Genomic DNA, 16,029 nt, shown 5'->3' with positions numbered 1-16,029 from the left:
ACTTGGCGCAAGCCTGGTAGAGCAAGTTTTGACGTTGAATACAGAATCCCACGCGCTTTGAGCCGTGGGAGTGTCAAGCCACAATCAAGGCAGTATTTGAGATAATCGGCAATGGCTTGGTCGGCGGGACAGCAGTTGCAACGTGGCAAATATACGATTGAGAAAGAGTTAGGATCAGGACGGTTTGGGATAACCTACTTAGCACGCGATCGCACGTCCCAACGCTGTGTGGTGAAAACCCTGAGTGATACGTTACTCAATCAGCTTACTCCAGCAGAACTTAATCGACTTCAGGATAAGTTGTGGCAAGAGGCGGTGAAGTTGGCGCAGTGCAAACACCCTCATATTGTCCGGGTTAAGGATTCGTTTAAACAGGGTGATCAAGTTTGTCTTGTCATGGAGTATATTCAGGGGCAAGATTTAGCCAGTTCTAACCGAGTTTGGACAGAAAAAGAAGCCTTACACTATATTCGCCAGATTGGTTCAGCTTTGATGGTGGTGCATGAGAATAACTTGGTGCATCGGGATGTTAGACCTGACAATATTATCATGCGTCAGGGGAAGCGGGAAGCGGTGTTAATTGATTTTGGGTTAGCCGTGGGATTTGATAACCCGTTGACGACGATTAATCCAACAACCGCCGATGGATTTACACCCCTAGAGTTATATCATGTTGATGCCGAACGCGGCGCTTATACTGATGTGTATTCCTTAGCCGCAACATTGTATCAATTATTAACCGGAGAAAAACCGCCCAGTGTCCGCGATCGCAGTTTGGCAAGGGCTAAATAATCCCCAAATGAGCGATCGCACGAATCAGGCGATTCTCCGAGGGATGGCGTTAGCTCCCGAAGAACGCCCTCAAACGATGCAGGAATGGTTAGATTTATTGGGGGTTGCGGCTCAAATTCCCCAACCTTGGCGCAATTGGGATTTGATGATGTGGTTAACGATTATTGGCACAATTGCTGGGGTTTTGAGTATGATTGCTGGGTTTTTAGCCCTCAAGCCTCCATCAGCACCACCGCCAGAACCTACACCTGAAATGACGCCAACATCACAACAGATTCAGCCAGAAACACGTTCCCTTGATCTGACCCCTCCCTAACCCTCCCCTTGCCAAGGAGAGGGAACTCAAACGGGTGAATGTCAACGCAAGTAGTTGGGTTGAGGAACGTAGGCGGAGCCTTCTCGGAGAGTAACCCAACTCATCCGGTTAGCTAAAATATTGCGTGCTTTCCCTGACATGGGAGAAGGGAAACCGGAAGAATTAATAATAAAAAATGTAGCTGGCTATATCTTATCTTGATCCCCTCTCCCCGGCGTTGGAAAGTCAACAGGCAATAGGTAACAGGCAACAATTTTAGAGTGTGCTGTTCAACCACAAATGAGGTAAAATTGGACGGGGAGTATCTGACTGAATAATTTCCCAGAAAATAATTCCCCGTAATAGTAAAAGCAACTGGCTATGCAAATTCGAGACTACTTCAACTTTCTTGCTCCTGATGATATCCGCATTCAGGACAGTCGCATCGGGATTGAAAGCGTTCTTTACGAGTATATTTACCGAGCTAAAACCCCTGAAGAAATCGCCCAACAATTTGAAACCATTACCCTAGAACAGGTTTATGCGACGATTCTTTACTATCTACACAACACCGAAGAAGTGAGTGCTTACTTGGCAGATTGGTTAGCGTTTTGCCGTCAACAGCGAGACGAGCAAAAACAGAATCCTTCTCCGGCACGACAGAGATTTCGCCAATTGAAAGCAGAGGCAGAAGTTCAGCAAAAATATTCTGAATCTGTGAACCGTTTATAATGATTCAATATTTGTTGGATGAGCATATTGCCTCGTTGTACCGAACTCAACTGATGCGTAAAGCTCCTTATCTTATTGTTAGAAGAATTGGAGATCCAGATGCTCCGGCAAAAGGAACTCTCGATCCTGAAATTTTAATCTGGTGTGAGACGAATAATTTTATCTTAGTGACCAATAATCGGAAATCTATGCCCAAACACTTAGCAGATCATCTTGCCGAAGGACATCACATACCGGGCATCTTTGTTATCGATCTATCTCAGAATATTGGTGAAACCCTTACCGAGCTAATTTTCATTGCTGAAGCTTCCTTTGTTGGGGAATATCAAGACAGAATTGAATACTTGCCGTTGAGTGAATAAAAAGAGCAGGAACGAACGATTTAAGATTTCATAGCCCTTAATATAGCAGTTCCCAAGTGCGTGAGGTACACCCAAATGTGGGAGCGAATGTAGGGGCACCATCCTTGCGCCCTCACCCCTGCACCTCATCTTATGAGAAACGCTATAGTCCTTAATTCCAGTTGTAGGGGCGGGTTTTACCGATAACGTTTCAGCCTCAACCGATAACTGGACTAAACCCGCCCTCTTCTGTCTTCAATCTCGTTTCACCCTGATGCCATCCACCGATTGTGGCACAATCAAGACAGGATTATCGCAAAAATCATCAATGGTCTGGGTTAAGGGACAGAAATTACACGGTCATCGCTACGTCATTGAACGACAACTCGGTCAAGGTGGCTTTGGTATCACCTACCTGGCAAAAGACAGAAAAGGCAACCCCCTCGTCATCAAAACCCTGAAAGACGAGGTGATGACAAATCCCGATTTTATCGATTTTCGCGATAAATACGAGCGAGATTTTGAGAGGGAAGCTACCCGATTAGCTGTATGTAGACACCCCCATATTGTCCAGATTGAAAATGTCTTCCATGAACAATCACTTCCCTGTATTGCCATGGAATATATCCAGGGGGAAGACTTATGGCGGCGGGTGAGAAATCGTAATCCTTTATCGGAAGCCGAAGCATTAGTCGTACAAACGAATCAAATTAAAATCATTGTCTATAACCCAGTTTTGGAGACAATTGTGCAATGGATAAACTAGAACGATATCGTCAAGCTGTCCAGCAAGTCTTAACCAAATATGGCAGCTATAAACCGATAAACGTACAGGTTGAAGTACAGACAATTTTTGACACTGAACGCAACCATTACCAAGTGGTGAGTGTGGGTTGGCACAACGAGAGACGAATCCACAGTTGCTCAATACATATCGATATTAAGCCGGATGGTAAGGTATGGATACAGGTTAATAATACTGAGGCACATCTAGCCGATGACTTGATGGAATTAGGCGTAAATCGGGAGGATATCGTATTAGGATTTCATAGTCCTTATATGCGGCAGTTTACCGATTTTGCCGTTAGTTAATTGTGCAACCAAACTGCACGACAGCCAAAACCCACACCTGTGACTACGCCAACATAACAACAGGTTCACCCAGCAACACATACCACACCTGACAATAATTCCGGTTGTAGGGGCGGGTTTTACCGATAACGTTTCAGCCTCAACCGATAACTGGACTAAACCCGCCCTCTTCTGTCTTAAATCTCGTTTCACCCTGATGCCATCTACCGATTGTGGCACAATCAAGACAGGATTATCGCAAAAATCATCAATGGTCTGGGTTAAGGGACAGCAATTACACGGTCATCGCTACGTCATTGAACGACAACTCGGTCAAGGTGGCTTTGGTATCACCTACCTGGCAAAAGACAGAAAAGGCAAACCCCTCGTCATCAAAACCCTGAAAGACGAGGTGATGGAGAATCCAGACTATATCGATTTTCGCGATAAATACCAGCGAGATTTTGAGAGGGAAGCTACCCGATTAGCCGTGTGTAGACACCCCCATATTGTCCAGATTGAAAATGTCTTCCATGAACAATCACTTCCCTGTATTGCCAAATTCTAACGTGAGTGATCGGGTGAATCAAGCCATTCTCACAGGGATGGAACTGCAACCGGAAAATCGCCCTCAATCGGTGTCGGAATGGTTACAGCTACTGGTTCCCCAGAATTCAACTGATGACTTGAGTTCAGAATGTGGCATCGATTACCGCCGACTGCGAGATTTATTAGCCGCCGGAGAGTGGGAAAAAGCCGATCAAGAAACAGCAAATAAAATGCTGGCTGTTATCGGGAAAACAGAATGGTGGGATGTTTATAGGGAAGATATAGAAATATTTCCTTGTACCGACCTACGAACGATTGACCGTCTCTGGGTAAAATACAGCAATGGACGCTTTGGTTTTTCTGTGCAAAAGCGAATTTGGCAAAGTGTAGGGGGTCAACCAGGTGTTGAGATAGATTATGACATCTTTGAAAAGTTGGGCGATATGCTGGGATGGCGTCGTAAAAATGGAGAATGGTTGAGTTACCAGGAGCTTACCTTTAGCCCTAAAGCCCCCCTGGGGCATCTCCCTAATGTGGGGTTTGGGGATTGTTGGGTGGGTGGAGGGAGGAGGAGATATTTTTTGTACTTCTTCTCTCGCATCGAGACTTATGAAATGTAACATATAAAAGTTTCAGGCGATTGTAACGATTTACAACAGAGGCAAAGTTCTCGAAGCCTTGCGGGTTCTACGTTGACCATACCTGACACCGCCCCACCTTCCCAATAAAACACTCATAAAAATGTTATTTTTTCATTTTTAGCCAACCAAAGACTTGCTCAACAGTTAACGTTAATGGAATGCCTTCTAACCCAATTAACGCATCACGATTATTCCGTAACTCCGGTTGTTGTTGAGGCAGAAACACTAAAATTGAACGGTCATCTGGGTCAAGTAGCCATCCCAATTGACACCCATATTGGAGCGCGTGCAGAATATTACCTGTAACCTGATTAGAACTTTGGTTGGGTGAGAGAATTTCAATCATCCAATCTGGCGGGATGACCACATCATCAAGGGGTTCGCCCTGTTCATCAAACTGAATATGTTCCCACCGTAGAACCGCTATATCGGCAACAATTGACCGTCCGCCAAAGGTACAACGCAATTCAGGAAACGCATAAGCAAGTTGTTCGGCTTCGCTAATATTATTAATCGATTGAATTAACTTACTCTGAAGTCGAGAGTGGCGAGTTTTGGGCATTGGCTTCTGTACAATTTTGCCATCAATATATTCCCTGGCGGGTTGGGTTTCGGGTTGTTGGAGAAATTCGGCTAGGGTAAGCGTTGGGGATGGTGTTTGTAACATTTAGGGAAATCTCCAATAGGTTACAATAATAAAATTATTGGATCAGTCTTGCCCAAATCACGATAGATTAATCTTGATTGGGTATCAGGCAAAATGATTAACCCATCTAACAGTTTAGCTGAGAATGAGGACGCGATCGCGCAAATTCTGCCATCAGGGGTTGATAGTCAGCCCTGAATTAAAATACTCGAAGAGAAGCCGCTCCGCGTCTACGGGCTAAGAGCTAAAACCCGTTAAAACGGGTTAATAACCTGATACAATAATTCAGTAAGCTTTAGCTTACTTTAGCTTTGAGCCTGAAATTTATTTCAAGGCTCTCTTTAAATCTTGAAATAACGACATATCAACCCTTGTTATTACCTATAAAAATGGTTAACCTATCTAACAGTTTAGCTGAGAATGAGGACGCGATCGCGCAAATCCTGCTATCAGGGGTTGATAGTGAAGACTGGAGAAGGGACGATAATCATGGCTCGCCTGAACAGTCATTTTACACAATAACCGAAACTGAAGTGGTTTTGGAGGTTTATTCACACGTTCTACCTGTACCTCTAGGTTTAACTTGTGTCGAATTAACTCAAACATTTCTGCCAGCAAATATCGCGGACAATAGCCGACAATGTAGTGGTCTTCTGTGGTTAAAATTAAAGCTTGAGCATCGTAAGGATTTTGAAATTCGTGAGCTAACCATAATTTTTTACCCGATTCAAACTGATTAATCCGCTCAATGGCACAGCTTGGCAAATGTCGCAGCCCATGGGAGAAAAAGTATAAATGATACTGTCCTTGTGTATTAACTTCCGGATAAGGAAAAACAGCAAGTGTATCCGTTTCTCGTTCCCCACCACTGCGGGCTAAAATTGTCATGGGGTCATTTTCATGGTTAGGAATATTTAACCATTCCATAAAACTAGAATAATCTGGACGCGATCGCGACATTAACCGATTCGCAAAAACGGGGAATAATTGAGTTGATGTATAAACTTCATCTAAGTACGGAAACGAAGATAATGGCTGAAAAGCACATTTGGCTTCCGCCTCTTTTACCCCTTGAGTATAAACAAATTGATAAACTCTTCCATCAAAGGTTAACCGACCAATCGAGAACCAATAGCGACTAATCGGATCTTGCCAAGCTAAAAATAGTGTTTTTGGTGTTTTCAAGGTCGTGTTTTCCTCAAGGTAAGTAGCCGATGTTTATTGATGTCCAGAATCTCCTGAGCAAAGTTGATGGCTTCGGGAGAAATGCGCGATCGGTTAATGCGATTAAAGATGGCTAAAGTATTAGCCTTTTGGATCGTTTCCAGCCGCGCCAACCACACAGAAGCCGCTTGGGGATAGCGATGAGCCACGAGTGAGAATACATCAAAGGTTTTAAGCGTTTTTCTATCATCAACACTGCCATAAAACGCCGAAAAACATTTATTGGCATAAGCCTGAACTGAGCGTTTCTGCCTTTGCTCGTCAGAGAGATCGCGTCCTAAACTGGAAGCATGGTCATAGGTTGGTGCTAGGTGTTCAGTTTCAGCGGACGCTGATGCTGTTTTCATGCGAGCAATTCCCCAGTTTTCATGGTGACGATCGCCATTGCCAATCCACGCATCTAGCAGCAGATAACCAACAAACACATCTACTGCTGTTTGGATACCAGAGGGCGGTGTCCAATCAATCGGTAAATGGACAGATTCCCCGGCAATCACCCTCAATACTCTATCTATTGTATGTTGTGATATACCATACGTCCCAAACGCCGGATAGTTCGGCACAATTGAGGAAAGCAGTTCGTTACCATGAACCAGCGTCCCCGATTTCGGTAAAAAGTTAGGTGAAACGACACCGCGATCGCCTTTCCAAGTGGAAGCCAATTCGTAAACCGCATGGGGAAGTCCCAAGAGTTTACATAATTCTGAGGCGACTTTTTCTGCCCAATCTTCCCCCAGGTTAGGTCGGCTTTGCTTATAAAGATAACGACCAAGTTCTTCGTGGTAGAACCAAAACTTATATTTACTCCCTAACGTTTCATTTGAGGAGGCTTCATACGCTTCTTGCGTAACCAGTAAGATTGGGAATTCATCGGTCATAAATCAGAGATACAGTCTCTAACCGTTGGTCGGTCTGCATGAGTTGGTGAACGGAGGGAACTTGCAGGTAGAGTCATAACGGCTACGGTGTTGCCTAACATATCAAAAAATTCAACACTATAACCCGTTTCTAATTCAGCAACGTTATGTTTTTCGACAACTGTACCGATATCACCTGCATAAAGCCCAGCTTCAGGACTATCGCCAAGCAAGATAACGTCTGAATAAAGTTCGTAATCCATGGTATCCTCTATTCATGGCTCTAGTCGCCGTTCAAATAGCAATCGTTATAACCCCAATTCTTCTCGCAATGATTGCAGTGAAATGGTTGCTTTTTCCTGAGATAGTTCTCTTAAAAATGCCATAAATTCAGTATTATGTTTCAGTAGTTCCACTTCCACCGCAAACTCATCGACGGGGGCGAGGGCAAACAGTGCGCCGTCGGGCTTGCGTAAAACGATAGCTTCTCCTTGTGCCAGCGTCATGACCTCATCTAGCGTAAGTTGTCCACTTTCTACGTTGATAATTTTCATATCTGAACCTCTTTACCACCAATGTAAAGTGTATTGTGTTCTTTGTGTCCCACAGCCTTGATCTGAACGATACAGGAATCGTCTTCTATAACTACATCATAGAAAACCCGATAGTTATCCACTCGCAGTTCCCAATCGGATAGTTCATTTTCTCCCAGTCGTTTTCTGTTTCTAGTTTCTAGTGTGGGTTCATTGGATAGCTGTGCTTCGATAGAATCAAGAATAGTTTTTTGGGCAAATTTTCTATAGGCGCGTATATGATTGGCAGCTATAGGAGTAAAGTTAATCTCGAATTTCATTGCATGGAAAAGAACCGTTTATGGCTGTAGGGGCGACCCGCCTGCATCAATGAAAAATGGTGTCCATTCAATTGACTCGGGTCGCCCTGTGATCAAATCCTTGGGAAATGGTGCGTTACGCTTCGCTGTGATCAAACCCTTGGGAAATGGTGCGTTACGCTTCGCTGTGATCAAACCCTTGAGAAATGGTGCGTTACGCTTCGCTAACGCACCCTACGGTAAGCACTAGCTACCGCCAATCCGGGCTAAATCGTGGGCGTTTTCTTCAAACGCAGCCGTCAGCGCATCATCGCCACTTAATCCGGCTTCCTCGGCTTTATTCAAGCAAGCCAATACCCGTTTGTAATCCTTCGGGATCACCTTGACAAACTTCGGCACCATTTCTGTCCAATTCGCCAAAATAGTTAACCCCAGTTGACTCTTGGTGTACTCGACGTGTTTGGCAATCATTTGGTGGATGATCTCAATCTCCCCTGCGTCTTCCAGTTTCTCCAAGTCGGACATCTGGGTATTGCAACGGGTGGCAAAATCACCCTTCTCATCCAACACATAGGCGACACCGCCACTCATTCCAGCGGCAAAATTGCGCCCGGTTGAACCGAGAACCACAACTTTACCCCCCGTCATATATTCGCACCCATGATCACCCACGGCTTCCACCACCGCATTAACCCCTGAGTTGCGAACACAGAACCGTTCACCAGCCATTCCCCGAATATAAACTTCACCAGAGGTTGCGCCATAGAGGGCGACATTACCGATAATGATATTCTCACGGGGAACAAAGGTGGAACGGGCGGGAGGATAGAGGATTAATTTACCACCGGATAACCCTTTACCAAAGTAATCATTAGCATCTCCTTCTAGTTCTAAGGTGACTCCCTTAGGAACAAAGGCACCAAAGCTTTGACCCGCACTCCCTTGGAAATGCAGATGGATGGTATCCTCTGGTAAACCTTGCCAATGGCGCTTGGTGATTTCATTGCCTAAAATTGTGCCAACCGCCCGATTGATATTCTGAATCGGTAGGGTAGCCGTTACCTTTTCACCTTTCGCGATCGCGCCTTTACATAAATCTAGCAGAACCCTCATATCCAGGGACTTATCCAACCCATGATCCTGGGGAATCTGACAGTAACGCCCAATTTCGGGTCCCACATCCGGTTGATAGAGAATCTGGGATAAATCCAATCCCTTCGCCTTCCAATGATCCACCGCTGGCTTCGCTTCCAAGACATCCACACGCCCTACCATTTCATTCAGCGTGCGGAATCCCAGTTGCGCCATGATTTCCCGCACTTCTTGGGCGACAAAGGTCATGAAGTTTACCGTATGATCCGGATTGCCAATGAAACTCTCGCGTAACTGGGGGTCTTGAGTGGCAATTCCCGCCGGACAGGTGTTTTTTTGACAAACCCGCATCATAATGCAGCCCAGGGACACTAGAGGTGCAGTAGAGAAGCCAAATTCCTCTGCCCCCAATAGCGCCGCAATTGCCACATCGCGCCCAGTCTTCATTTGACCATCGGTTTCCACGACAATCCGCGATCGCAGATTATTTAATACCAGAGTTTGATGCGTCTCCGCTACCCCCAATTCCCAAGGTAATCCCGCGTGTTTAATCGAGGTTTGCGGCGATGCACCGGTTCCCCCATCAAATCCAGAAATTAGTACCACATCAGCATGGGCTTTGGCAACCCCCGCCGCGATCGTTCCCACACCCACCTCAGACACCAGTTTCACATTAATCCGGGCGTTGCGGTTGGCATTTTTCAGGTCATGAATTAACTCGGCTAAGTCTTCAATCGAGTAGATATCGTGGTGCGGCGGTGGCGAAATTAACCCCACACCGGGGGTAGAGTTGCGTACCTTAGCAATCCAAGGATAAACCTTCCGCCCCGGTAACTGTCCCCCTTCTCCCGGCTTCGCCCCTTGCGCCATCTTAATTTGCAGTTCCTTGGCTTGAGACAGATACAAACTGTTGACGCCAAACCGCCCCGATGCGACTTGTTTAATCCCGCTATTCTTAGAATCCCCCCGTTCATTTGTCCAGGTATAGCGTTCGGGATCTTCTCCCCCTTCCCCGGTATTGGATTTACCGCCAATCCGGTTCATGGCTATGGCTAGGGATTCATGTGCTTCTTTGGAAATGGAACCGTAACTCATCGCCCCCGTTTTAAACCGCCGAGTAATCGCCTCCACGGGTTCCACTTCCTCTAAAGGAATCGGGTCGCGTTTCTTGAATTGCAGGAGTCCGCGTAGGGTAAAATGTTTCTGGCTCTGTTCGTTAATTAGGGCAGCGTATTCTTTATACAGGTCATAACTCCCTTGACGCACGGCATTTTGTAGGGCGTGGATAGTTTGGGGACTAAATAGGTGTGCTTCACCGTCTTTACGCCACTGATATTCGCCCCCTGCATCCAGGGTATGACCATTCACTTCTCGGTCTGGGAAGGCGTGGCGATGACGTATAATGGCTTCTTGGGCAATTACGTCCAAATCCGCCCCTTCAATCCGAGTTGCTGTCCAGGTAAAGTATTGATCAACGAGGGCTTGTTTGAGTCCAATGGTTTCAAAGATTTGGGCACCGCGATAACTTTGGATGGTGGAAATCCCAATCTTGGAGGCGACTTTAATCACACCCTTAGTGGCGGCTTTGATATAGTTTTTGTACGCCGTCTTGCTATCAATATTTTCCAGCAAGCCCTGGCGAATCATATCGTCAATGGTTTCAAACATCAGATAGGGATTAATCGCGCCGCAACCATAACCGACGAGAACCGCGTGATGATGAACTTCGCGGGGTTCTCCCGATTCTAAGACTAACCCTACTTTGGTGCGAGTTTTTTTGCGGATTAAGTGGTGATGTAAACCTGCAACCGCCAGTAATGCGGGGATTGGTGCATGGTCTTTGTCAATGCCGCGATCGCTAAGGATAATTATAGTCGTCCCTTGTGCGATCGCGCTATCTGCTTTGGCGAAAATCTCATCCATCGCCGTTTCTAATCCCTTCACCCCAGCTTTCGGGTCAAATAGAATCGGAAGGGTAACAGATTTAAACTCCCCGGCGGACACATATTTGAGTTTCGCCAATTCCTCATTACTCAGAATCGGCGTTTTCAGTTCAATTAAATGACAACTTTTGGGTTCGGGTTCGAGTAAATTGCGTTCTGAACCAATCGTAGTTTCCGCCGAGGTGATAATTTCTTCCCGAATTGAATCGATGGGGGGATTAGTTACCTGGGCAAACAGTTGCTGGAAATAATCGTACAGTAATTTCGGTCGGTCAGATAGCACCGCCAACGGGGTATCCGAACCCATGGAACCCACAGCTTCCACCCCATTCTGTGCCATCGGCGCCATCAGCATCCGCAGTTCCTCGAAGGTGTAGCCGAACGCCATTTGCCGCTGAATCAGGGTGTCGGGTTCGGGTTGGGCTACCTCTGGCGCGTCTTTTAACTGTGCCAGTTCGAGCATGTATTCGTCAATCCAGTCTTGGTAGGGATGTTCGGTAATAATTGCCTGTTTGAGTTCCTCATCAGCAATAATCCGCCCCTCTTCCATATTTACCAAGAACATCCGCCCTGGTTGCAAGCGCCCTTTAAACGCCACGTCTTCGGGTTCTACAGGTAAGACACCGGCTTCGGATGCCATAATGACCCGATCATCCTTCGTCACATAATAGCGCGATGGACGCAATCCGTTGCGATCCAGAACTGCCCCAATCGTCGTACCATCAGTAAAGGCGATGGAAGCTGGACCATCCCAGGGTTCCATCATACAGGAGTGATATTTGTAGAATGCCTTTTTCTCCTGACTCATGGATTCATGATTCGTCCAAGGTTCTGGGATCATCATCATTACCGCATGGGGTAATGAACGCCCGGAAAGGACTAACATTTCTAGGGCGTTGTCGAATATCGCCGAGTCACTTCCCTCTAAATCAATAACCGGCTGAACTTTGTCTAAGTCATCGCCAAACAGGTTGGACTTAAACAGAGACTGTCGGGCGTGCATCCAGTTAGTATTACCCCGTAAGGTATTAATTTCCCCATTATGGGCGATATAGCGATAGGGATGGGCGCGTTCCCAACTGGGGAAGGTATTGGTGCTAAACCGGGAATGCACCAAGGCTAAGGCGCTTTTAAGATCGGGATCATGGAGTTCGGGATAATATTGTCCCACCTGTATCGGTGTGAGCATTCCTTTGTACACTAGGGTACGACAGGAGAGGCTAGCGACATACCAGCAGGGGTCAACCTCTGAGTTACGAATTTCTGTTTCCGTCCGTTTCAGGATCACATAGAGTTTCCGTTCAAAGGATAGATCATCAGCCAGGTTGGGGGAACGCTGGATGAAAACCTGTTGCATAAACGGTTCACCCAGTTTGGCGATACTCCCTAGGGGTGAGTCATCGATGGGGACATCCCGCCAACCCAGAACCGTTTGACCTTCTTCAGAGGCGATTTTCTCAAAAATCTGCCGACTCTGCTGGCGAATCATCGGATCAGGGGAGGTAAAAATCGCCCCCACCCCATATTGACCCGCTTCTGGTAGGGTAATGTCAAGGGCGGCGGCGACTTTCCGCATAAACTGATCCGGGATTTGGATTAAAATCCCTGCGCCATCTCCGGTGTTGGCTTCACAACCGCACGCGCCGCGATGTTCCAGGTTTGCCAGAATGGTTAGTCCTTGTTCCACGATATCGTGGGACTTATTCCCCTTCATCTGCACGACGAATCCGACACCACAGGCGTCGTGTTCAAACTGTGGATCGTATAAGCCTTGTTTTTTTGGCAGTTGGTTGCTTTTCATCTTAAAAATGACCCAAAAATGACGAGGGTTGTAGGGGCGCAAGGCTTGCGCCCATTTTTCAGTGTAGAGGCTGGGAAGCTGTTTGGTGGAACGTAGCGGAAATCAGTATCCTGTGGAAAAAGGTGCAACAGCTTACTTTACAAGCATTCCTTTATTCTACCTTCTGCCTTTTACCTTAACGGAGAGTATCCCCGCCGCGACACCACCAGCTTGTTGGATTACGATAAACCAACTCCACCAGAAGTACAAGCCAAGCTTTAACAAAACGATAACATTCGGGAAATTTGGCTTTAATTTAGTTGAGGGTTGAGTTTTGTGGGAAAATGCTTCAAAAAAACAGTATCCTTTGATACTGAATACCGTTAAAGGTGGAGAGCCTTATGTCATTTGTCAGGGTTTGAGAACTTTTTCTGTAACTTAATAGAGTTGAGTTTATTTTCACCGACTTACCCGTTGTAATAAATGCCCGACTTACTGAGTTGGATTGGGGAAGTAGGCTTTACAAACACACTTCCCCGAAAGGGGATGGAAACCATTAATGAAAGAGAACCCCTCTGCTCAAACTCTTTCAACGGGAGTGCGATCGCCAATTGATTGAATCAAGGGCGCAAGCCTTGCGCCCCTACATAGGTACTATTATCTAAAACCGCCGCTAAACGGTTAAATTAACGGCATCAAATGACTGAAATTTACTCATTTTGTGATCGGCGATCGCACCGAATACTTGACTGTTCTACGTTTTTTTTGGTATCCTAATTTCTAATAGAAAACTCTATACAAGAAGAACGAGCCAATTACTTTTGTGGGTGAGGATACAACTATTAATCTAACTTTTCAGGGGAAGTCTAGTGCAGCGCGGCGGAAATACTTGAGCAGCTTCGTAGATACGATGAAGCTGGGGGAGCAGGGGAAGCTGAGGGAGCTGGGGGAGATAGTAGCTGTTCAGTTATTTCTGCCTTCTTGCACTAGAAACCTGAGTGCAACCAAAAAGTTGTAGAGACGTTACATGCAACGTCGGGGCGGGTTTAGTAAAATCTGGGTGCAACCGAAAAGATAGTGGTGAAACCCGCCCCTACAGAGGCGCCACATAACGTGAAAAGTCAGAACTATTAATGGATTAACACCAGAAGGAAGGACAACGGTAAAATTGCTGCAATTGAATAGTGATGAGCACTTAGGCGAAGGAAAACGATTACGCGATCGCCCAAAATAATTATACCAAATCCGGGTTAGCCACCCCCCTTATAACCCTAGTCCGCGCAGGCGAACTTTGTTTGTGTAGCAGCGATTTCAATCGCCTCCTCTTGCTATCCTCAAAATTTGATTGGGGCGGGTTTAGTTGCATTTGGGTGCAACCGAAAAGATAGTCGTAAAACCCGCCCCTACAGACGGATTAAGATGCGCCGCCGATGTGGATATTTCGCACCCGCACCGGCACACAAGCATGAGTCATTTGGGCAATTTGCATGGGTTCACCTTTACCACATAAATTCGTCCCGCATTGTTGCCATTCAGATGCAGATCCGATCGCGTCTACACTGTTCCAAAAGTCTGTGGTCATAGAATGATAGGTGACATCCTTTAACATTCCCACTACTTTCCCTTTTTCCACCTTCCAAAAAGCATCGCCACCAAACTGGAAATTACGCCGTTGCTGATCAATAGAAAAACTGCCAATGCCATCAATTAAAATACCATCTTCGGTATCGGCAATCATTTCGGCTAATGTCGCCGTATGACTTCCCCCCTCAACTCCCGGTTCTAAGCCTAAATTGGGAATGCGTACCATCGGCACACTTGACCAACTGTCGGCAAAGGCGCTACCATTACTACTGCCTCGCCCTAATCGATAGGCGGTTTCGCGATCAGTCAAATAATCAACTAAAATTCCATCCTTGACAACGTACCACTCTTGTGCAGGTACGCCCTCATCATCATACCCCATGGTACTGCGTCCACCGGGTTGGATGCGATCGGCTTTGAAATTAACCCAGGGTGCAGCATATTGGAGTTTACCTAATTTATCAGTTGTAGCGAAACTGGTGCCAGCAAAGTTGGCTTCATAGCCGTATACTCGATCCAATTCCGTGGGATGTCCGACGGATTCATGAATCGTTAACCACAGGTTTGTCGGCTTCAGAATCAACGTGGTGCGAATACCAGAGGGACTTTTTGGCGCGTGAACCTTTTCAATCGCTTCTTCCGCTACTCGTTCCACTTGAGAAAGTAAATCCGCTCGGATAACATGCTCATATCCCTTATTCATCGGCGGGCGTTCATAGCTGCGATTTTGAGCATCTCCATTCGCGATCGCACTACAGCCAAATCCAGGATAGGTTCGATACAGCGTTTGTTGAATCAGCGAACCTTCAGTGGAAGCAAAGGTCTTATCTTCCTTAGTAAATTGTAAATAAGAATACGCCTTTTTAATCCCCCGTTCGCCATAACTCAGTAGTTGATCATTAATCTGCAACAGTAAATCGGCTTTTTCAGTAATCGGGATACTAAAGGGGTCAATTTCCATCGGGGTAATGTAGGTATCCTGATAGGCGGCGACAGGAACAAGTTGCACCCGTGTCTGCTGAGACAGGCGACTCCCCTTAGCGATTTCCACGGCTAAAGTCACCAGGCGTTCCACCTCTGCTGGCGTTTTATAGGGGCTCGCTGCAAAGCCCCACGCCCCATCGAGCAACACCCGCACACCAAAGCCAGCACTAACATTATCACAGAGTTGACTCAGGGAGCGATCGCGGGCAAAAAGATTTTGATGGCGGTACGTGCAAAATCGGACATCGCCGTATTCACAGCCAGCTTGACGAATTAAGTCAATCGCTAGTTGAGCCAGATCAGTTGCTGTGGTGATTGGGGTGAGTGCTTGTACCATAGTCAGTTGGTGATAATTGTGTCAGAACGTGTTCCTTCGGGGCTTTTACAGATTGAGCAAAGGTTATTAAAGATAGTATAAGGTTTTTTCTATCGCCCTTACCGATTCGTCAGCTAGGGCGGGTTTTGTTGTTCACGTTTTGATCACCAGGGAGTTTTAGCGGCTAAACTGGGCTAAACCCGCCCCTACATTGACTCAAGAAAGTACCCGAAAATTAATCTTTAGCACCGCTAACTGTGATTACATCAATTGACGCTCTAACCATTGGTCAAAAAGAGTGGGTGGGGGAGGGGGTTCATTATAATAGTTAATCGACAAATCATACGCCG

Annotated in this window: 18 protein-coding genes; 10 read left to right on the top strand and 8 right to left on the bottom strand. The window is 46.2% G+C overall.

Annotated features, from left to right (window positions below; genetic code table 11):
- Positions 1-111 precede the first annotated feature (111 nt).
- From ACLGGO_RS20855 to ACLGGO_RS20820, 8 genes are all read left to right on the top strand, one after another.
- Positions 112-792: a serine/threonine protein kinase gene (locus ACLGGO_RS20855; protein ID WP_446420751.1), complete on the top strand. Its 681-nt coding sequence runs from the start codon at positions 112-114 to the stop codon at positions 790-792.
- A complete protein-coding gene (locus tag ACLGGO_RS20850; protein ID WP_446420750.1) occupies positions 758-1,108 on the top strand; it encodes a hypothetical protein in 351 nt (116 codons plus the stop codon). The genes ACLGGO_RS20855 and ACLGGO_RS20850 overlap by 35 nt, the downstream gene beginning before the upstream one ends.
- Before the next feature lie 360 nt (positions 1,109-1,468).
- Complete coding sequence (locus tag ACLGGO_RS20845) at positions 1,469-1,819, top strand: DUF433 domain-containing protein (RefSeq protein WP_446420749.1); 351 nt, start codon at positions 1,469-1,471, stop codon at positions 1,817-1,819.
- A gap of 53 nt (positions 1,820-1,872) precedes the next feature.
- Entirely contained in the window at positions 1,873-2,181 is a 309-nt protein-coding gene (locus ACLGGO_RS20840; RefSeq protein WP_446420748.1) for a DUF5615 family PIN-like protein, read from the top strand.
- A gap of 253 nt (positions 2,182-2,434) precedes the next feature.
- Positions 2,435-2,926 carry a protein kinase domain-containing protein gene (locus ACLGGO_RS20835; RefSeq protein WP_446420747.1) on the top strand — a complete coding sequence of 164 codons (492 nt, stop codon included), beginning with the start codon at positions 2,435-2,437 and terminating at the stop codon, positions 2,924-2,926.
- On the top strand, positions 2,914-3,252 hold the full coding sequence (locus tag ACLGGO_RS20830; protein ID WP_446420746.1) for an element excision factor XisI family protein: 339 nt from the start codon (positions 2,914-2,916) through the stop codon (positions 3,250-3,252). The genes ACLGGO_RS20835 and ACLGGO_RS20830 overlap by 13 nt, the downstream gene beginning before the upstream one ends.
- Before the next feature lie 196 nt (positions 3,253-3,448).
- Positions 3,449-3,799 carry a protein kinase domain-containing protein gene (locus ACLGGO_RS20825; RefSeq protein WP_446420745.1) on the top strand — a complete coding sequence of 117 codons (351 nt, stop codon included), beginning with the start codon at positions 3,449-3,451 and terminating at the stop codon, positions 3,797-3,799.
- On the top strand, positions 3,765-4,400 hold the full coding sequence (locus ACLGGO_RS20820) for a GUN4 domain-containing protein (RefSeq protein ID WP_446420744.1): 636 nt from the start codon (positions 3,765-3,767) through the stop codon (positions 4,398-4,400). Before ACLGGO_RS20825 ends, ACLGGO_RS20820 begins: the two co-directional genes overlap by 35 nt.
- Before the next feature lie 124 nt (positions 4,401-4,524).
- Here ACLGGO_RS20820 and ACLGGO_RS20815 read toward each other — a convergent pair whose 3' ends face one another.
- The 7 genes from ACLGGO_RS20815 to gltB form a co-directional block, all read right to left on the bottom strand.
- On the bottom strand, positions 4,525-5,088 hold the full coding sequence (locus ACLGGO_RS20815) for a Uma2 family endonuclease (protein WP_446420743.1): 564 nt from the start codon (positions 5,086-5,088) through the stop codon (positions 4,525-4,527).
- Between the two features lie 381 nt (positions 5,089-5,469).
- The gene (locus ACLGGO_RS20810) at positions 5,470-6,252 is read right to left on the bottom strand and encodes an HIRAN domain-containing protein (protein WP_446420742.1); all 783 of its coding nucleotides are present in this window, start codon (positions 6,250-6,252) and stop codon (positions 5,470-5,472) included.
- Positions 6,249-7,169: a HipA-like protein gene (locus ACLGGO_RS20805; RefSeq protein ID WP_446420741.1), complete on the bottom strand. Its 921-nt coding sequence runs from the start codon at positions 7,167-7,169 to the stop codon at positions 6,249-6,251. Before ACLGGO_RS20805 ends, ACLGGO_RS20810 begins: the two co-directional genes overlap by 4 nt.
- The gene (locus tag ACLGGO_RS20800) at positions 7,166-7,411 is read right to left on the bottom strand and encodes a DUF4926 domain-containing protein (RefSeq protein WP_446420740.1); all 246 of its coding nucleotides are present in this window, start codon (positions 7,409-7,411) and stop codon (positions 7,166-7,168) included. Before ACLGGO_RS20800 ends, ACLGGO_RS20805 begins: the two co-directional genes overlap by 4 nt.
- A 45-nt stretch (positions 7,412-7,456) precedes the next feature.
- Positions 7,457-7,702 (bottom strand): hypothetical protein, encoded by a 246-nt coding sequence (locus tag ACLGGO_RS20795; RefSeq protein ID WP_006098702.1) that lies wholly within the window; start codon positions 7,700-7,702, stop codon positions 7,457-7,459.
- Positions 7,699-8,001: a type II toxin-antitoxin system RelE family toxin gene (locus ACLGGO_RS20790; RefSeq protein WP_044204696.1), complete on the bottom strand. Its 303-nt coding sequence runs from the start codon at positions 7,999-8,001 to the stop codon at positions 7,699-7,701. The genes ACLGGO_RS20795 and ACLGGO_RS20790 overlap by 4 nt, the downstream gene beginning before the upstream one ends.
- A 225-nt stretch (positions 8,002-8,226) precedes the next feature.
- A complete protein-coding gene (gene gltB, locus ACLGGO_RS20785) occupies positions 8,227-12,816 on the bottom strand; it encodes a glutamate synthase large subunit (protein ID WP_446420739.1) in 4,590 nt (1,529 codons plus the stop codon).
- A gap of 82 nt (positions 12,817-12,898) precedes the next feature.
- Here gltB and ACLGGO_RS20780 point away from each other — a divergent pair, with 82 nt between their 5' ends.
- Together ACLGGO_RS20780 and ACLGGO_RS20775 are read left to right on the top strand one after the other, a co-directional pair.
- Positions 12,899-13,126 carry a hypothetical protein gene (locus tag ACLGGO_RS20780; protein ID WP_446420738.1) on the top strand — a complete coding sequence of 76 codons (228 nt, stop codon included), beginning with the start codon at positions 12,899-12,901 and terminating at the stop codon, positions 13,124-13,126.
- A 152-nt stretch (positions 13,127-13,278) separates the two neighbouring features.
- Positions 13,279-13,410 (top strand): hypothetical protein, encoded by a 132-nt coding sequence (locus ACLGGO_RS20775; RefSeq protein WP_446420737.1) that lies wholly within the window; start codon positions 13,279-13,281, stop codon positions 13,408-13,410.
- Between the two features lie 799 nt (positions 13,411-14,209).
- Here ACLGGO_RS20775 and ACLGGO_RS20770 read toward each other — a convergent pair.
- Positions 14,210-15,700, bottom strand: coding sequence for a TldD/PmbA family protein (locus tag ACLGGO_RS20770; RefSeq protein ID WP_446420736.1), 1,491 nt, complete (start codon positions 15,698-15,700; stop codon positions 14,210-14,212).
- Positions 15,701-16,029 lie beyond the last annotated feature (329 nt).

Origin of the sequence: Coleofasciculus sp. (assembly GCF_046565525.1) — a bacterium.
GTDB lineage: Bacteria > Cyanobacteriota > Cyanobacteriia > Cyanobacteriales > Coleofasciculaceae > Coleofasciculus.
The sequence above is the reverse complement of the archived record's forward strand: the minus strand, read 5'-3'. Positions and strand labels throughout refer to the sequence as shown.